Source organism: Oceanicaulis sp. (genome assembly GCF_051859625.1).
GTDB lineage: Bacteria > Pseudomonadota > Alphaproteobacteria > Caulobacterales > Maricaulaceae > Oceanicaulis.
Genome location: NZ_JBHYFH010000001.1, coordinates 1,750,693 through 1,768,268, shown reverse-complemented (window position 1 = coordinate 1,768,268; position 17,576 = coordinate 1,750,693). Strand labels below are relative to the sequence as shown.

The window sequence follows — 17,576 nt, the reverse complement described above, 5'->3', positions numbered from 1 at the left end:
GGCTCCACTTCTGTACAAGATGGCCCCGCTGTAGCGTGCGAGGCCCGGACAGAGCAGAGGACCGGACGTCGCACGCGGCGACCGGTCGCAGGCCTTAACTGAGGGTGCGGCGCACCGCGTCATGCCAGCCCGCCATCTGGCGCTGGCGCGCGGCGTCTTCCAGCTGCGGCGCGAACGCCCGTTCGGCCTGCCACAGCGTCGCGGCTTCAGACAGGTCCGAGAACATGCTGATCCCAAGCCCCGCCAGGAAGGCGGCGCCCCAGGCGGTGGCCTCGGCGTTCACCGGGCGCACGGTCTCGACCGCGCAAATGTCCGCCAGGCGCTGCATCAGCGCGTCATTGACGGCCATGCCGCCATCCACTTTCAAGGTGCGCACATCCACCCCGTCACTGGCCACGGCCGTCAGAAGGTCCTGGGTCTGGTACACGGTGGAATCAAGCGCGGCGCGCGCGATCTCCGCCCGGCCCGCCCCGCGGCTGAGCCCACACAACAGGCCGCGCGCATCGGGATCCCAATGCGGCGCCCCGAGCCCTGAAAAGGCGGGCACCAGATAGACGCCGCATTCGGGGTCTGCGCTTTGCGCCAGCGCTTCGATCTCAGACGAGCGTGCGATCATCCCCAACCCGTCACGCAGCCATTGCACTGTCGCGCCCGCCGACAGGATCGAGCCTTCCAATGCGAAGGCGGACTGGCCGTTCAACCGCCAGGCCGTGGTCGCCAGAAGCCGGTTTTCAGACCTGACGGGCGTGTCGCCGGTGTTCACCAGCAAGAACGCGCCAGTGCCATAAGTCGATTTCACCTCGCCGGGATGCAGGCAAGCCTGCCCCAGCGCCGCCGCCTGTTGATCTCCCGCCGCAGCGCAAATGGGTATCGCCCGGCCCAGAATGGACGCGTCGCTCTCGCCATACCGGCCCGCGCTGTCCACGACGTCCGGCAGGACCGACCGCGGGACATTGAACAGGCGCAGCAAATCCTCATCCCAGTCCGCGGCCTCTAGCGCGTAAAGGCTGGTGCGGCTGGCGTTGGTGGCATCGGTGATGTGAACACGGCCGCCCGTCAGGCGCCAGATCAGAAAACTGTCCACCGTGCCAAAGGCCAGCTTGCCCGCCTCAGCCTTCACCCGCGCGCCGGAAACGGAATCGAGGATATAGGCGAGCTTTGACGCGGAGAAGTAGGGATCAAGCACCAGCCCCGCCCGGTCGCGCACCAGCGCTTCGGCGCCTTCGGCGCGCAAATTGGCGCAGGTTTTGGCCGTGCGCCGGTCCTGCCAGACAATGGCGTTGTGGATGGGCTGACCTGTCTCGCGGTCCCAGACTAAAGTCGTCTCGCGCTGATTGGTGACCCCAATGGCCTGAACCGTCCACCCTTGGGATTCCGCAGCGCTCATGGCTTTGCGGGCGGTGGACAAGACCGTCGCCCAGATCACTTCGGGATCATGCTCAACCCAGCCCGGCTGGGGATAGCCTTGGGCGAACTCTTCCTGGGCTGTGGCGATCACACGCCCGGTCTCGTCAAAGACCAATGCACGCGACGACGTCGTGCCCTGATCAAGAGCCAGCAATGCAGGACGGGACATGGTGAAACGCTCCGGGCAGTCTATGGTAGAGGTCAAGCTAAGCTGTTCTGACCGGATGGAGAATGCCCTCATGGCGTTTGTTGCGGAAACTTTTGAAAGCCCCACGGGCGCAAGCCTGCGCCTGCATGTGCAAGAGGCCGAAGGCCAACCGCTGGGCGTCATTCAGATCCATCATGGCCTGGCCGAACATTCCGCGCGTTACGCCCGCTTCGCCGCCTATCTGGCGGGCCGCGGCTTTCATGTGGCCGCCCATGACCATCGCGGCCATGGCGAAACCACAGCCGAAGACGCACCCCGCGGCGTGTTCGGCGCGCCCAAGGGCTGGAACAAGGTCATCCAGGACGCGTTGGCGGTGGAAGACCATCTCAAGGCGCGCTTCCCCGGCCTGCCCCATATCGTCTTTGGTCATTCCATGGGCGGGGTCGTGGCGATGAACCACGCCATGGAACGCAAGGGCGAGATTGCAGGGCTTGCGGTCTGGAACTCCAATCTGGCGATTGGCGGCCGGGCGGGCCTGATGCGCGGCGTGCTCAATATCGAAAGCCTGTTCAAGAAACCCCAGTCGGCGTCCACCTGGCTGGAAGGGCTGACCTTCAAAGCCTGGGGCAAGCAGGTCAAAGGCCATCGCACTGACTTTGACTGGCTGTCGCGCATTCCCGAAGAAGTGGACGCCTATATCAATGATCCTGATTGCGGGTGGCCGGCCTCGATCTCGCTCTGGCGCGATCTGATCGAGGGCACGGAGCTGGGTGAAAGCGAGAACCGTTTGCGCGCCATGCGCACAGACCTCGCCATCCATCTGGCGGCGGGCGGCGAAGACCCCGCGACCGACAAGGGCCAGGCGGCGAAAGTGCTCGCCTCGCGGCTTTACAATGCGCGCTTCTCTGACGTCACCATGCGGCGCGATCCGCAAGCGCGGCACGAGACGCTCAATGATATCGGGTATGAAACCGCGCAATCTGACTTCGCCGACTGGGCGGAACGCGTGGCCCGCCAGCAAGGCTAGGAGACTTTCGCCTCTCCCGGCAGTCCAGCGTCTTCGGTCTTTGACTGCGCGCCGGGACCCGTGTTCTCGGAAGGCGAGAGCCCAAGCGCTTCACGGTCCATCATCGCGCCGTCAAATCGCGCCGCATGGGTGGACGCGCCATCAAACGCCGGCAGGAAGGCGCGACCTGTATTGCCGGTAAAGGCGCGCAAATCGGCTGATTTGAAGATGGCGTGATTGAGATTGCAGTCCTTGAAGTTCACACCCTTCAGATTGGCGCCGGTGAAATTGGCGCCGCGCAGATCAGAGCCGGCGAACACAGCGCCGATCAGGGACGCGTTGGAGAAGTCCATGCCGACCGCGCAAACCCCGCGCAGATTGGCGCCGATCAATCCTTTCTCACGAAAAGCCTGACCGAGAACGCGCAGGTCTTCGCCCTCGAAATTACCACGCTGCCCCTGTTCGCCGCGGGAGCGTGTGTAAAGATCGCTCATCTCGAGCATTTTGCGAAGATCATCGGCGCGCGACAACGCCGCCTCAGCCGGGTCACGGACGACCTTTTCCAGATTCGCGCCGTCCAGACGTGTGCCGTTCAGATCCGCGCCCGTCAGGACTGCGCCTTCAAAATTTGCATCGCGCAAATCAGCCTGGTTCAGTTTGGCGCCGTCCAGCATGGCGCCAGAAAAGTCTGCGCCCTTAAGCTTGGCTGCGCTCAGTCGAGCGCCTCTTAGCGTGCAGTCGCGGAAGTCCACGGCGCCATCACGGCCATCACCCTCCGCGTCAATCAGCCAGTCATTGTGCTTGAACTCGGCGTCGCGCTCGTCCTTGTACAGAACCGCCTTGCGGAAGTCCGCGCCGTCCAGATTGGCGCGATACAGATCCGCACCGCGCAAGATCGCGCCCCGCAAATCCGCGCGCGATAAATCCGCGCCTCGCAGATCGGCGCGCTTCAGGCTTGAACAGTAAAAGGAGGCGGTCACCAGCGAGGCCAGAGCAAAGCTTGATTCAGATAGGTCGCAGCCGATGAACTCAATGCCGTCGAGCTTGCGCTTCATCAAGGACGTGCCAGCGAGATCCTGAAAACGGAAATACGCGCGGCAGCCGCCGGCGCGGCCAGCGATGAACGCTTCATGAGCCGCGATGACCGACAGGTCCAATGGCATTCCAGTCTCTCCCAAAATCTCCTTCCAGTCTCAACAGTTGAACTTAATGTTCCGTTCCACGCCTGATTGAAGACCCGCGAAACGGCCACGAAGCGCTTGTCACATCGAAGAAATACGGGAAGGCTATTTGTCAGGACATTGATGGAGAGAAGCGTGATCGAACGGGTTCCCAAACAGAGCGCCGTCAGCATCCGGCGCCTTCTGGCGCGGCACATGGCGCGCACCGCCGGCAAGACAGTGATGTCGCCTGAAAACCCCAGGCAAATCGCCCGCAAGCGCATGGATGCAGGCGCGGACCGTTTGCCCACGCCCGATGACGTCAAGATCGAAAGCACGACACTCGCCGGTCTGAACGCGCTGAGCTTCACGCCCGATGATCATCGGCCCGGATTATTGCTGTTCCTGCATGGCGGCGGATACTGCCTGGGCTCGTCCAAAAGCCACCGCCCCCTGGTGACCCGTCTCGCCAAGGCCCTGAAGATCAAGGCGATCTCTGTCGATTATCGCTTGGCGCCTGAGCATGTCTTTCCCTGCGCCGTCGAAGATGGAACCTCTGCGCTCAACTGGGCGATGTCGCACAGCGACGGCCCCGTCCTGATCGCGGGCGACAGCGCCGGCGGCGGTCTGGCGCTGGCCAGCATGTTGCGACAGCGAGAGCAGGGGCGCCCCATGCCACAAGGCGTCTACCTGATCTCTCCGTGGACGGACATGACGGCCAGCGGCGAAAGCACGCGGACGCGCGCCAAGTCCGATCCGATGCTCAAGCCGGACTGGCTGATGGCTGGCGCTGCGCTCTATCTTGAAGATACGCCCGCGGACACCCCGGAAGCCTCGCCGCTCTTTGCAGAGCTCACAGGATTTCCGCCGGTCTTCATTCAGACCGGGGATGCGGAAATCCTGCGCGATGACTCCATCCGGTTCGCCGAAAAGCTCGAACAGGCGGGCGTTCCCGTTCAGTGCGAGATCTGGGAAACGCTCTGGCATGACTTCCCGCTGTTCGCGCCCCTCCTGCCCGAAGCGGATATGGCGCTGGAGCGCTTGACCCAATGGGCGGAGCCGATCCTGACCGCGTCTGCGGACTAAGGCGCTTCGAGCACGAAAGCGTCTGTGTCCCGCCCCGATAAAGCCAGCGCATACCGGCTTGCGGGACCGGCCCAGTTGCTGACGATAATCCCGTCCGGGCTCTTGTACCAGGACGGGCATTCGCCCGCCCATACGGTCTGGTCAAGACGGTTTTGAAGACTCGCATTGAACGCGGCTTGCGCCTCGGCTTTCACTTCAAGGCTGATCGCATCCGCGGCCAGCAACCGCATGATCTGACGACGGACAAACTCGGTCTGGCGTTCAATCATGAAGATGATCGAATTGTGTCCCAGATTGGTATTCGGTCCATACAGGGTGAACAGATTGGGAAAACCCGACAGGGCCACGCCCTTATAGGCGGTGGGGCTGTCGCCCCAGACGGCTTTCAGGCTCTGCCCGCCCCTGCCCCTGACATCCAGATTGGGAAGAAACTCGGTCGCCTTGAACCCTGTGGCGAGGATCACAAGATCAGCGTCGATGGCCTCGCCGCTTGTCGTCACCACCCCCGTGGATGTGAAGCGCTGCACCCCGTCAGTCACCAGACGTACATGAGGCTGGCTCAGGGTTTCAAAAAAGTCATTGGAGAGCAGGATGCGTTTACACCCCGGCGCATAATCGGGCAGCACCTGGTCCAGCACCACCGCGTCCTCGACCTGAGATTTGATCCGCCGGGTCAGGCGATGACGGGTATAGGCGGCCGCAAGACCGCCCGACCGAAAGGCTGGCCAGCGCAACTCATGCAACGCAAAACTGCCCATACGGTAGAGCCAGTGATACCCGGGCAAATGGCGAAACAGCCATTTCTCCACGCCCGTAAAGGCCCGGTCAGGCTTGGGAATGATCCAGTTGGGCGTCCGCTGGAACACCGCCAGCGCGGAAGACGCCTTCGCCGCATGCGGCAGGACCTGAATGGCGCTCGCGGCGCTCCCGATCATCACCACGCGTTTGCCGGTCATGTCGATGTCCGGCGTCCACTGCGCCGTGTGAACGATCTGGCCCTGGAACTGATCGCGCCCTTCGAACGCGGGCGAAAACGGCTCTGACAATTGGCCCACGGCGCTTATGACGGCGCGCGCGATGAGCGTGTCGCCATTGTCGAACTCGACGCGCCAGACGCCTTCAGGCTCTTCGTAAGTCAGTGCACGGACACTTTTGTCGTACCGGATGTGCGGTTCAAGCCCGAATGCTGCGCTGGCGCGCTCGAAATAAGCCTTGATCTCGGCCTGGGGCGCGAATTTCCGGCTCCAGTCCGGATTGGGATAGAACGAGTAGGAATACAGATGGCTGGGCACATCGCACGCCGCCCCGGGATAGGCGTTGGCGCGCCACACGCCGCCCGGTCCGTCTGCGCGTTCGGCGATGAGGAAATCCTCCACCCCGGCGCGCTTGAGCTGGCGGCCCATGGCGAGGCCGGACATGCCGGCCCCGATAATGAGAACCTCAGTGCGCTCAGGCGAACCCGCCTCAGTCATGGGCTTCGGCATACATTTCGTCCACAAGCGCCTGATTGCGAGCGGTCACCACATTCCGCCTCACTTTCAAGGTCGGCGTCAGCTCCCCCGTCTCCACACTGAGCGGCGCGTCGAGCACCCGGAATTTGCGGATGTTTTCAACGCGGGCATAGCGCTCGTTCATCTCATCGACCGCCGCTTGCAATTGCGCCTGAAGCGCCTCGCTCTGGCGCGCCTCCTCCACGCTCAAGCCTTGCTTTGAAGCAAAATCCGCCAAGGCGTCCTCACTCAAGGTCAGAAGGGCGCTGAGATAAGGACGCGCATCCCCGACCACCACCGCATGCTCCACCAGAGGCGCATTCATCAGATCGGTTTCGAGGTTTGCGGGCGTGATATTCTTGCCGCCAGACGTGATGATGATGTCCTTGATCCGCCCCGTGATGAAGACAAAGCCGTCCTCGTCAATGCGCACCACATCACCGGTCTTCATCCAGCCGTCCCGAGTGAAGGTGTTCTCGGTCGCTTCGTTGTTATTCATATAGCCGGCGAAGACGTTCGGCCCGCGCACCTGAAGCTCGCCCTCTTCGGAGACCCGAGCCTCCATGCCGTCAATCATCTTGCCGACCGAACCGATCCGGACAGAACCGGGCATGCTGAACGCCGTGGGGGCGCTGGTTTCAGACTGGCCATAGCCTTCACAGATCAACAGATCGAGCCCGGTGAAAAAGCGCAGGACTTCGGGGCTGATCGGGGCCGCGCCGGAAATCAGCAAACGCGACTCTTCAAGGCCGAGGGCCGCCTGCACCTTTTTGACCACCAGCGCATTGGCGAGGGGCTTCTGCATCGATACGAGAGGCGAGGGCGAACGACCATCCAGCACGGCTTCATGCCATTGGCGATTCACGTCCATCGCCCATTTCGCCAACGACGCCTTGACGCCAGACGCCTCGGACAGGCGCGCGCGGATGGTTTCAGACATCTTCTCCCAGACCCGCGGCACGCCGAAAAACACGTTCGGGCGACACGCCTTCAGGTCGTCGGCCAGGGTCTCCATGGACTGGGCGAAATGCATGATCGCCCCGCTCATCACATGGTTGTGGACGCTCGATTGCTGCTCCGCCACATGGGCGATCGGCAGATAAGAGAGGGTCCGGTCGCCGGGCTGGGCCTTGAACATCTCGCTGAGCTTGGCGGCGCTCCATGAAATATTGCCATGGCTGAGCATCACCGCCTTGGGCGGTCCTGTGGTGCCGGAGGTATAGATCAGCGAGCCGACGCGGCTCTCATTGATCGCCGCCATGCGGGCGCTGACGGCGTCGTGATGGTCTTCCACGCCCAGCGCCATGAATTGCGCCCAGCTGAGGACGTCCGCATGATCGCCCGCCACGCCATCCATGACGATGATGTGCTCAAGCGCCGGACAGTCCGCTTTCAGCGCAAGCGCCTGCTCCACATGCTCTTCGGTCTCCACCAGCAGCATAGGCGCCTGGGAGTGTTGCAGGATGTAGGCGATCTCGGGCGGGGCGCTGGTCCAGTAGACGCCGGCCGGACGACCGCCCGCCATCATCGCGGCGATCGCCATGATCGTCCATTCAGGGCGGTTATAGCCCAGAATGGCGACGGTCTCGTCTTCGCCCAGTCCCAACGCAACAAGCGCACGGGCGGCGGTCTGGACCTGATCGGCATAATCCGACCACGACGTATAAGCCCAGCCCTCGCCCTGCCGCACGGCATAGGCGGGGTCCGAGCCTCGCGTTTCAGCTTTTTCCAGCAATCGGGCCGGGGTGGACGGATACCAGTTGTCCGCCCCTATACGGGGCAAATCACTCGCGCGCGCCTCCATGCGTCTCCTCCCTAAAGAACATGTCAGGCATGAGCGGTCTCCGCCGCGTTCAGGCCCATAATTTCGCGCGCCTCAGCAGGCGACGCGACCTCACGCCCGGCGTTCCGGGCGCATTGCGCCAGAGCCTCGATCAAGGCTCCGTTGCCCGTGGCGCGTTCGCCATCAGGTAGATAGAAGGTATCCTCAAGTCCGGTGCGAAGCATACCGCCAAGATCGGCGGTCGCCTGATGAACCGGCCAGATCTCCTGGCGTCCGATCAAGGTGGTCTGCCACGGATCGCCTTCGCGCTTGTAATCGAGCAGCAATTTGAGAAGCCGCGCATCCACCGGCATGCCCGAGGCGACGCCCATCACGAAATTATAATGGGCGGACGGCGCCATGCCGTTCTCGATATACATGTTCACACAGCGCACGATGCCCACGTCAAAGCACTCAAACTCAGGGTGCGCGCCCACCTCGGCCATGGCGTCCAGCATGGCCTGAACCTTCTCGACCGGATTATCGAACATCATCGGCGGCCAGGCCCAGGACCCGTCACGCTTGAGCTTGAGATAGTTGAGCGAGCCGGCGTTACACGCCGCGATTTCCGGCTTCACGCGCTTCACACAAGCGGCAGGACCAGACACGTCGGGTCCGACAACGCCTGTCGTCGAATTGATGATCACGCCCGGGCAGGCGGCGCGGATCGCATCCACCATGCTGGCCGCCACTTCAGGGTCCCAGCTGGGGAAATGGCCGTGATCTTCATCCTGCATGCGGTAATGGACATGCATGACGCTGGCGCCGGCGTCATACGCTTCGCGCGCGCTGGCGGCCATCTGATCAGGCGTGACCGGAACGGGATGGGTTTTCGGATTGGTCAGCACGCCGTTCAGCGCGCAGGTCAGAACTGCCTTATCCATCGGTCTACTCCTGCGTTTCTATATTTAGCTCAATCAAAACAGCACCGTTCGCGGCTTGCCCGCCCTGTTGGGCGTTGACGGCGGCGACTTCGCCATCCGCCTGCGCGGTCAGGCGCATCTCCATCTTCATGGCTTCCATCACCATCAGGACGTCCCCCGCCTTCACCCGGTCGCCGGGTTTGACGGTCACCGCCACCACAGCGCCGGAGACGGGGGCTGTGATCCTGGACGGGTCAGACGCCGCGTCCGCGCCCCAGGGCGAGGCTTCTTCCAGCACGATGATCTGCGCACCCAAGGCGATATGAAGCGCGCCGTCCGCCGCGCGCGCCACACGGGCGCGGGCGTCCACGCCGTCAAGACGGTAGGCGATCTCGCCGGGCGTCTCTTCGCCCAAGAGCGCAACCATGCTGGAGGCGTCTTCATTTTCGAACCCGACGCTGACAGCATCCGGTCCCGTCTGCTCCAGCCGCACCGTCAGCGCGTCGCCATTGACCGTCAAAGGCAGATCAAACCGGCTGACAGAGCCGGACCGGATCACGCCCTGAGGCGCTGCGCCCAGAAGCGCGGCGCCGAGCGCGACCGCCCTGCGGTCCGCATCAGGCTTGGTGAAGGGGCCCGCGCCCTCTTCCGCCCATTGATCCAGATCCACCGTACAAATCTCGCCCTTCCGGAAAGGCGCGCCGTCCAGCAAAGCCAGCAGGAAATCACGATTGGTGGTGACGCCCAGAAGCGGGTCATCCATCAAGGCGGCGCGCAGGGATGCAATGGCTTCTGCGCGCGTCGCGCCCGTGCCGATGACTTTTGAAACCATCGGATCGTAATCGGTTCCGATCCGTCCGCCGGTTTCAACGCCAGCATCCACGCGTCCGCCGGCGCTGGAGACATCCCCGTCATAAGACAGGATCAGGCCCGATTGCGGCGCAAAACCGTTATAGGGGTCTTCCGCGTACAGCCGGGCTTCGATGGCCCAGCCGTCCAGCGACACGTCGTCCTGGCTCAGCGGCAGCGGCGCGCCGGAGGCCACCTCAAACTGCCATTGAACAAGGTTGGTCCCGGTGACTTCCTCCGTGACCGGATGTTCCACCTGAAGCCGGGTGTTCATCTCGAGAAAATAATACCCGCCACTCTCATCAAGCAGGAATTCGACCGTACCGGCGCCCACATAGCCCACGGCTTTCGCCGCCGCTACGGCGTCCGCGCCCATCTTTGCGCGCAAATCAGCATCAACCGCCGGGGACGGCGCTTCCTCAATCACCTTCTGACGGCGACGCTGAGCCGAGCAATCGCGTTCGCCCAGATGGATGGTTTTGCCATGCTGATCCGCGAAGACCTGCATCTCCACATGGCGCCCACGCTCGACGAATTTCTCGATCAGAACCGCGTCATCGCCAAAGGCGGATTTCGCTTCGCGGCGCGCCGAAGCCAGCGCGTCTTCAAACTCGGACGCCTGGCGGACAATGCGCATGCCGCGACCGCCGCCGCCCGCGACCGCCTTGATCAGGAGCGGATAGCCGATCGTGTCGGCTTCGGTCTTCAGATTGGCGTCCGATTGGTCCGCGCCCTGCCAGCCCGGCAGGGTGGGCACGCCCGCCTTGATCATCAACTCCTTGGCGCGCGCCTTGTCGCCCATGGCGTCAATCGCTTCGGGCGGCGGGCCGATCCAGACCAGCCCCGCCTCGATCACCGCGCGGGCGAAGGCGGCGTTTTCAGACAGGAAGCCATAGCCGGGATGGATCGCCTCGGCGCCGGTTTTTCGGGCCGCATCCAGCACCGCATCAAAATTGAGATAGCTCTCGCTGGCGAGCGCCGGACCGATGCAGACCGCCAGGTCCGCTTCACGCACATGCAAGGCGCCGGCATCCGCCTCGGAATAGACAGCGATGGCCGTACGGCCGCTATCGCGCGCTTCGTTCAGCACACGGACAGCAATCTCGCCACGATTGGCGACCAGCACGCTGTTGAAGGGCGTTTCAGCCATGACTTATCCCTCTTGAGCCCAGCGGGCGGGACGTTTTTCCAGAAAAGCGGTCATGCCTTCAGCGCCTTCGTCAGACCGCGCCGCCTTGGCGAACGCCGCGGCCGCGTCCTGAACCAGGCTGGCGGGCGCTTCCAGACGCGCCCGACGCATCAACGCCTTGGTCGCTGCGATGGCGTTCGGCGCGCCCTTGCGGATTTGCGCAAGCTCGGCCTCCAACGCCGCATCCAGATCGGCTGCAGGATGCACGGCGTGCACAAGGCCGACATCCAGAGCCTTCGCGGCATCCAGCTTGCCGCCGGTCACCGCCAGGCGCCGCGCTTCTGAATAGCCAAGGCGCTCCACCAGGAAAGGCGCGATCTGGGCCGGCACGATCCCGAGCCCGGTTTCCGGCAAACGGAACAGAGCCGTCTCGGACGCCAGCACCACATCAGCCACGCAAGCAAGCCCGAAGCCGCCGCCCATGACCGCGCCCTCAACCACCGCCACCACAGGCAAGCCGGTGCTGGCGTAGGCCACGCACAATTCGCCGAAGCGGACGTTGACGTTTGCGATGGGGTCGACGCCGTCTGAGACAGGCTGGCCTTGAGCCGCACCCATATCCTTGATGTCGCCGCCCGAACAGAAATGCCCCTCGGCGCCGCGCAGGACGATGGCGCGATCGCCAGCCTGTTCAGCGTCGGCGAGCGCATTGATGAGCTCGTCCACCATCTCAAGCGACATGGCGTTGCGCAGGGCGGGCCGGTTCAGCGTCACATGCAGAACCCGGGCGCGGCGCTCGACCAATAGAGTACGCGGCGCGGACATGGCTATTTATTGCCTTCAGGCTTGCGGCGCTTGGGCAGCGTGCCTTCAAGCTTGGCGATGATGCCGAGCATGATCTCGTCGGCGCCGCCGCCAATGGAGATCAGGCGGCCGTCGCGGAAGGAGCGGCTGACGAGGTTGTCCGCCGTGTAGCCCATGCCGCCCCAGAACTGCAGGCAGCTGTCAGACACTTCACGCGCCAGACGTCCGCATTTGAGCTTGGCCATGGAGGCGAGCTTGGTGATGTCCTTGCCCTGGTTGAAATCATCCACGCAGCGATATGTCAGTGACCGGAGCATCTCGACTTCAGTGCGCAACTCGGCGAGGCGGAAATGGATCGCCTGATTGTCCAGAAGCGGCTGGCCGAAGGCGTGCCGGTCACGGGTGTACTCGATGGTCAGATCGATCTGCTTGTCGAGGCTTTTCAGAGACGACGCCGCGCCATAGATGCGCTCTTCCTGGAACTGCAGCATCTGATAGATGAAGCCTGCGCCCTCATCGCCGATGCGATAGCGCTTGGGCACCCGCACATCATCAAAGAACAATTGCGCGGTGTCAGAACTGTGCATGCCGATCTTGTGGATCTTCTGCTTTTCAATGCCTGGCAGGTCCATCGGCACCATGATCAACGACTTGCTCTCATGAGGCTTGCCGTCGGACGTGTTGGCCAGCAGGCAGCACCAATCCGCCTTCAGGCCATTGGTGATCCACATCTTGGTGCCGTTGATGATGTAATCATCGCCGTCTGATTTCGCATTGGTCTTGACCGCCGCCACGTCCGAGCCGCCGCCCGGCTCGGACACGCCGAGACAGCCCACCATGTCGCCTGCAATCGCCGGCGCCAGGAATTGCTTGCGCAGATCGTCAGAGCCGAACCGCGCCAATGCCGGGGTGCACATGTCGGTTTGCACGCCGATGGCCATGGGCACGCCGCCGCAATCAATCATCCCCAGCTCTTCGGCCAGGACGAGCGAATAGGTCATGTCGAGACCGGCGCCGCCAAACTCCTCGGGATAGCGCAGGCCCAGAAGGCCCAGATCGCCCATCTTCTTGAAGACTTCATGAGAGGGGAACTGGTCGGCCGCCTCCCATTCATCCACATACGGATTGATCTCGTTGGCGACGAACTTGGCGACGGTGTCGCGAAGCTGTTCGTGTTGCTCGTTGAACTGCATGGCGTGTCCTCCCGTTGGTGGGCCGCGTCTTCTCAGAACCGCGCGACTCCGAACGTGTTGGGGTTCAGCTGACGGCGATCCGCCTCAGCACAAATATTCAGGCATTCGATCAGCACCGCGCGCGTGTCGCGCGGATCAATGATCCCGTCATCCCAGAGCCGCGCCGTGGCGAAGAGCGCCTGGCTCTGCTCATCAAGGCTCTGGGTGATCATGGCGCTCATCTGGGCGAGCGCCTCTTCATCGGTCTCCACGCCCGCGCGCGCATTCTTGCCGCGAGTGACGATCTCCATCACCTTCGCGGCCTGCGCGCCGCCCATCACCGCCGTACGGGCGGTGGGCCAGGCGAAGATGAAGCGCGGATCAAACCCGCGGCCGCACATGCCGTAATTGCCGGCGCCGAAGCTGCCGCCAAGCACGATGGTGATCTTGGGCACGCGGGCATTGGCCACGGCCTGGATCATTTTCGAGCCATGCTTGACCGCGCCGGCGCGTTCCGCCGCCGACCCGACCATGTAGCCGGTGGTGTTTTGCAAGAACAGGATCGGGGTTTGCGACTGGTCGCACAGCTGGATGAACTGGCCCGCCTTGGTGGAGCCTTCCGGCTGGATCGGGCCGTTATTGCCAATGATCCCGACCGCCTGGCCGCCGATGCGGGCATGCCCGCACACGGTTTCAGACCCGTACCGCGCCTTGAATTCCAGAAAGTCCGAGCCGTCCACCACGCGCGCGATCACATCACGCACATCATAGGGCGTGCGGTCATCAGCCGGCACGATCCCCATCAGCTCTTCAGCATCATAAAGCGGCGCTTCGCCGCCCCCGGACAGGGTGGCTTCGCTCCAGTTGAGCTTGTCCATGATGTCGCGCGCATAGGCGAGCGCCTGCGCATCATCATCAGCGACGTATTCGCCCAGCCCCGTCACTTCGCCATGAAGGTCGGCGCCGCCCAGAGACTCGTCATCGGCGTCCTCGCCAATCGCGGCTTTCACCAGCGGCGGGCCGGCGAGGAAGATTTTCGACTTCTCGCGCACCAGCACCACATAATCGCTCATCCCCGGCAGATAGGCGCCGCCGGCGGTGGAGCTGCCATGCACCACCGCGATCTGGGGGATGCCCGCCGCGCTCAAGCGCGCCTGATTGGCGAAGCTGCGCCCGCCATCCACAAAGATCTCGGCCTGATACAGAAGGTTTGCGCCGCCCGATTCCACCAGATGGATCATCGGCAGCTTGTTTTGCAGCGCAATCTCCTGCGCTCGCAGGGATTTACGCAAGCCCATGGGCGCAACGGTGCCGCCCTTGATGGCGCTATCGGACGCCGCGATGACGCAGCGTTTGCCCGAAACAACGCCGATGCCGATCACGGCCCCGCCGCCTGAAGCGCCGCGCCCGCCGTCATCATCATGCATTTTCAGACCGGCGAGCGGCGCAATCTCGAGAAAGGACGCATCGCGATCCACCAAGCGCGCCACGCGCTCACGCGGCAAAAGCTGGCCGCGCTCGTCAAAGCGGGACTTCTTGGCGGCGGAGTTGGAGCGCACCTGCTCTTCCGCGTCACGCGCCTCGTCGAGCTTCTCGGCCATATTGGCCCGCGCCGCGGCGAAGTCGTCAGAGCCCGGATTGATCCGGCTTTGCAGAACCGCCATTACTCTGCTCCCTCACCGCGCAACACCGCCGGATCCACCGCCCGGTGAAAGCCGTTGAAGACCTCTGATTTGTCATGCGCGGTCAGCGGATAGTGCCGCTCGCCCAAAGGCGCGCCGCCATCCACTTGCAACTGAACACCCGTGATGAAAGCCGCGCCCGGCGACAACAGATAGGTCACCGCCGCCGACACTTCGGCTTCCGATCCCATGCGTTGCGCGGGCAAGTTCTGCTTCAATAGCGGGATCATCGCCCGGAAGGCGCCGCCATAAGTGTCCATGCCCGAGCTGGCGATCCAGCCTGGCGCGACGGCGTTCACCCGTACGCCCTTGGGCGCCCATTCAAACGCCAGTGTCTTGGTCAGATTCTCCATCCCCGCCCGCGCCGCGCCTGAATGCGCCATGCCCGGCATGCCGTGATGCATGTCGGCGGTGATGTTGACGATGGCGCCGCCATGTTCAGCCATTGAAGCCTTGAAGACCTCGCGGCTCATCAGAAAACCGCCTGTCAGATTGGTCGCGATCACCGCGTCCCAACCCCTTTTGGAGATGTCTTCAGCGTTGGCGGGAAACTGCCCGCCGGCATTATTCACCAGGCCATGGATGCGGCCGTGCCGCGCAGCCATGGCAGAGATGGCCGACGCCACCGCCTCTTCATCGCGAATATCAAACGACGCGGTCTCGCACGAGCCGCCGTCATGGGCGATCTCTTGCGCGACGGCGTCGAGCTTTTCGGGCTTGCGCCCCACCAGAATAGCGTGCGCGCCGAGCGCTGTCAGCTCATGGGCGATGCAGCGCCCGATCCCCGATCCGCCCCCGGTGACGATGATCACCTGTCCTGAAAACAGGTCTGGCCGAAATACGCTGTCATAGCGGGCGTGTGTGGCGTTATCGCTCATTGTGCGCCCGTCTCCTCCCTGACTGGTCCGGTCTGTGTTCGCCGGTGTTGAGGAGAGCTTCGCAGGGCTTAACGTATACGTCAAGTGCATCTTGTTTGCGGCAAGACTTCATCGTATGAAGGAGGCGCATAAGGACAGGCATCATGACTCACGCGCCCGACACCAAGACCCACGACACCCTGTTCGGCATCGCCGAGCTGGCCGATGCGTTCGGCATCACCACGCGGACGATCCGGTTTTATGAAGACAAGGGGTTGCTCAAACCCCAGCGCGTGGGCGGGCAGCGGGTCTACACCGAAGCCGACAAGAAGCGTCTCGCCCTGATCCTGCGCGCCAAGACGATCGGCACCAAGCTCAGCGACATCAAGACCTTCCTCGAGCTCTATGGCCAGGAAGGCGAAGGGCGCGTGCGCCAGCTCGAATTCGTGATCGAGATGACCGCGAAAGAAATCGAACGGCTGGAAGAAAAAAAGGTCGAGATCGAAACGACGCTCAATGAGTTGCGCGTCATTCATGACGGCTCGAAAGCGCGCCTGGCCCAGCGCAAAAGCTCAACAGGCCAGACGCGCTGATCGGTTAGGCGATGCTTTTCGCCGCCTGATCGAGTTTGAACGTCGCCTCTCGCGAGGCTTCGGACGCCTGGGCGATTTCCGAGACATTGCGATTGACGGTCTGCACGCCTTCAGCGGCGGTTTGCATATTGGAGGAGATGTCCGCGGTCACCGCCGTCTGCTCCTCCACCGCTGTGGAGATGCCCGTTGAGATCTCACTGAGCGTATCAATCACCTTGCGGATCTCCTCGACCGTGCCGACCGCCTGACGGGTATTGCCCTGCACGGTCTCAATCTGTTTGGAGATCTCGTCGGTGGCCTTGGCCGTCTGACTGGCGAGCGATTTCACTTCGCTGGCCACGACCGCGAAGCCCTTGCCCGCCTCGCCGGCGCGCGCCGCCTCGATCGTGGCGTTGAGCGCCAACAGATTGGTCTGCTCGGCGATATCGGTAATCAGACGCACCACTTCGCCGATAGACAGGGCTGCGCCTTCCAGCTTGGAGATCACCTCCTGGGCTTCCCCCGACTTTTCGACCGCGCTTTGCGAGATGCTGGCGGCGTCCGCCACCTGGCGGCTAATTTCGGCGATGGAGGAGGCCAGCTCTTCCGCGCCGGACGCGACCGCCTGCACATTCTCGGAGGCGGCATGAGTGGCGCCGGCGGAATCATTGGCCAGCTGAGAGGATTGCACCGAGGCTGCGGCGATCTCGGAAATTTGCTCCGCCATTTCCGCCATGACGGTCTGGCGATGCTGACGCGCTTTGACCGCTTCAGTGACGTCAGTCGCGAACTTCACGACCTTGTAGACCCGCCCCTCATCATCGAGGATCGGCGTATAGGTCGCCTGAATGAAAATGGGCTGGCCGGACTTGGCGATCCGCTTGAACTCAGCCGTCTTCGCGACGCCGCCAGCCAGTTCTTCCCAGAACTCCCTGTACTCTTGTGTGCCGCGCATCTCGGAGGGAACGAACAAGGCATGGGACTGCCCCACAACTTCATCAAGCTGATAATCCAGCGTTTTCAGGAAGTTCTCGTTCGCGTCCAGAATCTCGCCATTCGGCTTGAATTCGATCACGGCCTGGGTTCGGCGGATAGCGTCCACCTGCCCGCGCAGATCACGCTCCCGCCTGAACTGATCGGTGATGTCCGTCGCCAGTTTGACGACTTTGGTCACCTTGCCGGACTGATCGCGCACAGGCGTATAGGTCGCTTGCAGATAGACGCTCTGGCCATCCTTGCGCAGGCGCTGGAATTGATCGGTCTGGGCTAGGCCGTGCCGCAGATCCGTCCAGAACCGTTCATAGGCTTCAGTATCGCGCTCGGCTTCGCGCACGAAGATTGAATGATGGCGCCCGACGATCTCGTTCGCGCTATAGCCCATGGTTTTCAAGAAAACGTCGTTGGCGGTCAAAATACGCCCGCTCGGATCAAACTCGATCACCGCCTGCGTGGCGTTAATCGCGTCTATCATCGCGCCTGAACTCTTGTCTTTGAAGAACATCCTTGTCCCCCCCTGCGTCACGGGGAAG

14 protein-coding genes are annotated in these 17,576 nt (G+C 63.0%); 3 read left to right on the top strand and 11 right to left on the bottom strand.

Annotated features, from left to right (window positions below):
- Positions 1 to 94: 94 nt before the first annotated feature.
- Positions 95 to 1,576 carry a glycerol kinase GlpK gene (glpK, locus tag ACTIGF_RS08375; RefSeq protein ID WP_439636419.1) on the bottom strand — a complete coding sequence of 494 codons (1,482 nt, stop codon included), beginning with the start codon at positions 1,574 to 1,576 and terminating at the stop codon, positions 95 to 97.
- Positions 1,577 to 1,646: 70 nt separating this feature from the next.
- On the opposite strand from glpK, the gene ACTIGF_RS08370 reads away from it, so the two are divergent.
- On the top strand, positions 1,647 to 2,582 hold the full coding sequence (locus ACTIGF_RS08370; RefSeq protein WP_439636418.1) for an alpha/beta fold hydrolase: 936 nt from the start codon (positions 1,647 to 1,649) through the stop codon (positions 2,580 to 2,582).
- Here the strand turns inward: ACTIGF_RS08370 and ACTIGF_RS08365 are convergent.
- The gene (locus tag ACTIGF_RS08365) at positions 2,579 to 3,724 is read right to left on the bottom strand and encodes a pentapeptide repeat-containing protein (RefSeq protein ID WP_439636417.1); all 1,146 of its coding nucleotides are present in this window, start codon (positions 3,722 to 3,724) and stop codon (positions 2,579 to 2,581) included. The two genes, ACTIGF_RS08370 and ACTIGF_RS08365, sit on opposite strands and share 4 nt — an antisense overlap.
- A gap of 153 nt (positions 3,725 to 3,877) precedes the next feature.
- On the opposite strand from ACTIGF_RS08365, the gene ACTIGF_RS08360 reads away from it, so the two are divergent.
- The gene (locus ACTIGF_RS08360) at positions 3,878 to 4,807 is read left to right on the top strand and encodes an alpha/beta hydrolase (RefSeq protein ID WP_439636416.1); all 930 of its coding nucleotides are present in this window, start codon (positions 3,878 to 3,880) and stop codon (positions 4,805 to 4,807) included.
- On the opposite strand, the gene ACTIGF_RS08355 is transcribed toward ACTIGF_RS08360, so the two are convergent.
- From ACTIGF_RS08355 to ACTIGF_RS08320, 8 genes are read right to left on the bottom strand one after another with little or no spacing between them, the layout of a single operon-like run.
- Positions 4,804 to 6,291, bottom strand: coding sequence for a flavin-containing monooxygenase (locus tag ACTIGF_RS08355; RefSeq protein WP_439636415.1), 1,488 nt, complete (start codon positions 6,289 to 6,291; stop codon positions 4,804 to 4,806). The genes ACTIGF_RS08360 and ACTIGF_RS08355 overlap by 4 nt on opposite strands.
- Positions 6,272 to 8,101 (bottom strand): AMP-dependent synthetase/ligase, encoded by a 1,830-nt coding sequence (locus ACTIGF_RS08350; protein ID WP_439636414.1) that lies wholly within the window; start codon positions 8,099 to 8,101, stop codon positions 6,272 to 6,274. Before ACTIGF_RS08350 ends, ACTIGF_RS08355 begins: the two co-directional genes overlap by 20 nt.
- A gap of 23 nt (positions 8,102 to 8,124) precedes the next feature.
- The gene (locus tag ACTIGF_RS08345; RefSeq protein WP_273021161.1) at positions 8,125 to 9,003 is read right to left on the bottom strand and encodes a 3-keto-5-aminohexanoate cleavage protein; all 879 of its coding nucleotides are present in this window, start codon (positions 9,001 to 9,003) and stop codon (positions 8,125 to 8,127) included.
- Between the two features lie 4 nt (positions 9,004 to 9,007).
- The gene (locus tag ACTIGF_RS08340; RefSeq protein WP_439636413.1) at positions 9,008 to 10,981 is read right to left on the bottom strand and encodes an acetyl/propionyl/methylcrotonyl-CoA carboxylase subunit alpha; all 1,974 of its coding nucleotides are present in this window, start codon (positions 10,979 to 10,981) and stop codon (positions 9,008 to 9,010) included.
- 3 nt (positions 10,982 to 10,984) lie between these two features.
- Positions 10,985 to 11,785 (bottom strand): enoyl-CoA hydratase/isomerase family protein, encoded by an 801-nt coding sequence (locus ACTIGF_RS08335; RefSeq protein ID WP_439636412.1) that lies wholly within the window; start codon positions 11,783 to 11,785, stop codon positions 10,985 to 10,987.
- A gap of 2 nt (positions 11,786 to 11,787) precedes the next feature.
- Entirely contained in the window at positions 11,788 to 12,957 is a 1,170-nt protein-coding gene (locus tag ACTIGF_RS08330) for an acyl-CoA dehydrogenase family protein (protein ID WP_439636411.1), read from the bottom strand.
- A gap of 32 nt (positions 12,958 to 12,989) precedes the next feature.
- A complete protein-coding gene (locus ACTIGF_RS08325) occupies positions 12,990 to 14,600 on the bottom strand; it encodes an acyl-CoA carboxylase subunit beta (protein WP_439636410.1) in 1,611 nt (536 codons plus the stop codon).
- Positions 14,600 to 15,496 (bottom strand): SDR family oxidoreductase, encoded by an 897-nt coding sequence (locus tag ACTIGF_RS08320; protein WP_439636409.1) that lies wholly within the window; start codon positions 15,494 to 15,496, stop codon positions 14,600 to 14,602. The genes ACTIGF_RS08325 and ACTIGF_RS08320 overlap by 1 nt, the downstream gene beginning before the upstream one ends.
- A 143-nt stretch (positions 15,497 to 15,639) precedes the next feature.
- Between ACTIGF_RS08320 and ACTIGF_RS08315 the strand changes: the two genes are divergently transcribed.
- Complete coding sequence (locus tag ACTIGF_RS08315) at positions 15,640 to 16,068, top strand: MerR family transcriptional regulator (RefSeq protein ID WP_439636408.1); 429 nt, start codon at positions 15,640 to 15,642, stop codon at positions 16,066 to 16,068.
- 4 nt (positions 16,069 to 16,072) lie between these two features.
- On the opposite strand, the gene ACTIGF_RS08310 is transcribed toward ACTIGF_RS08315, so the two are convergent.
- The gene (locus tag ACTIGF_RS08310; RefSeq protein WP_439636407.1) at positions 16,073 to 17,518 is read right to left on the bottom strand and encodes a methyl-accepting chemotaxis protein; all 1,446 of its coding nucleotides are present in this window, start codon (positions 17,516 to 17,518) and stop codon (positions 16,073 to 16,075) included.
- Between the last annotated feature and the right edge of the window lie 58 nt (positions 17,519 to 17,576).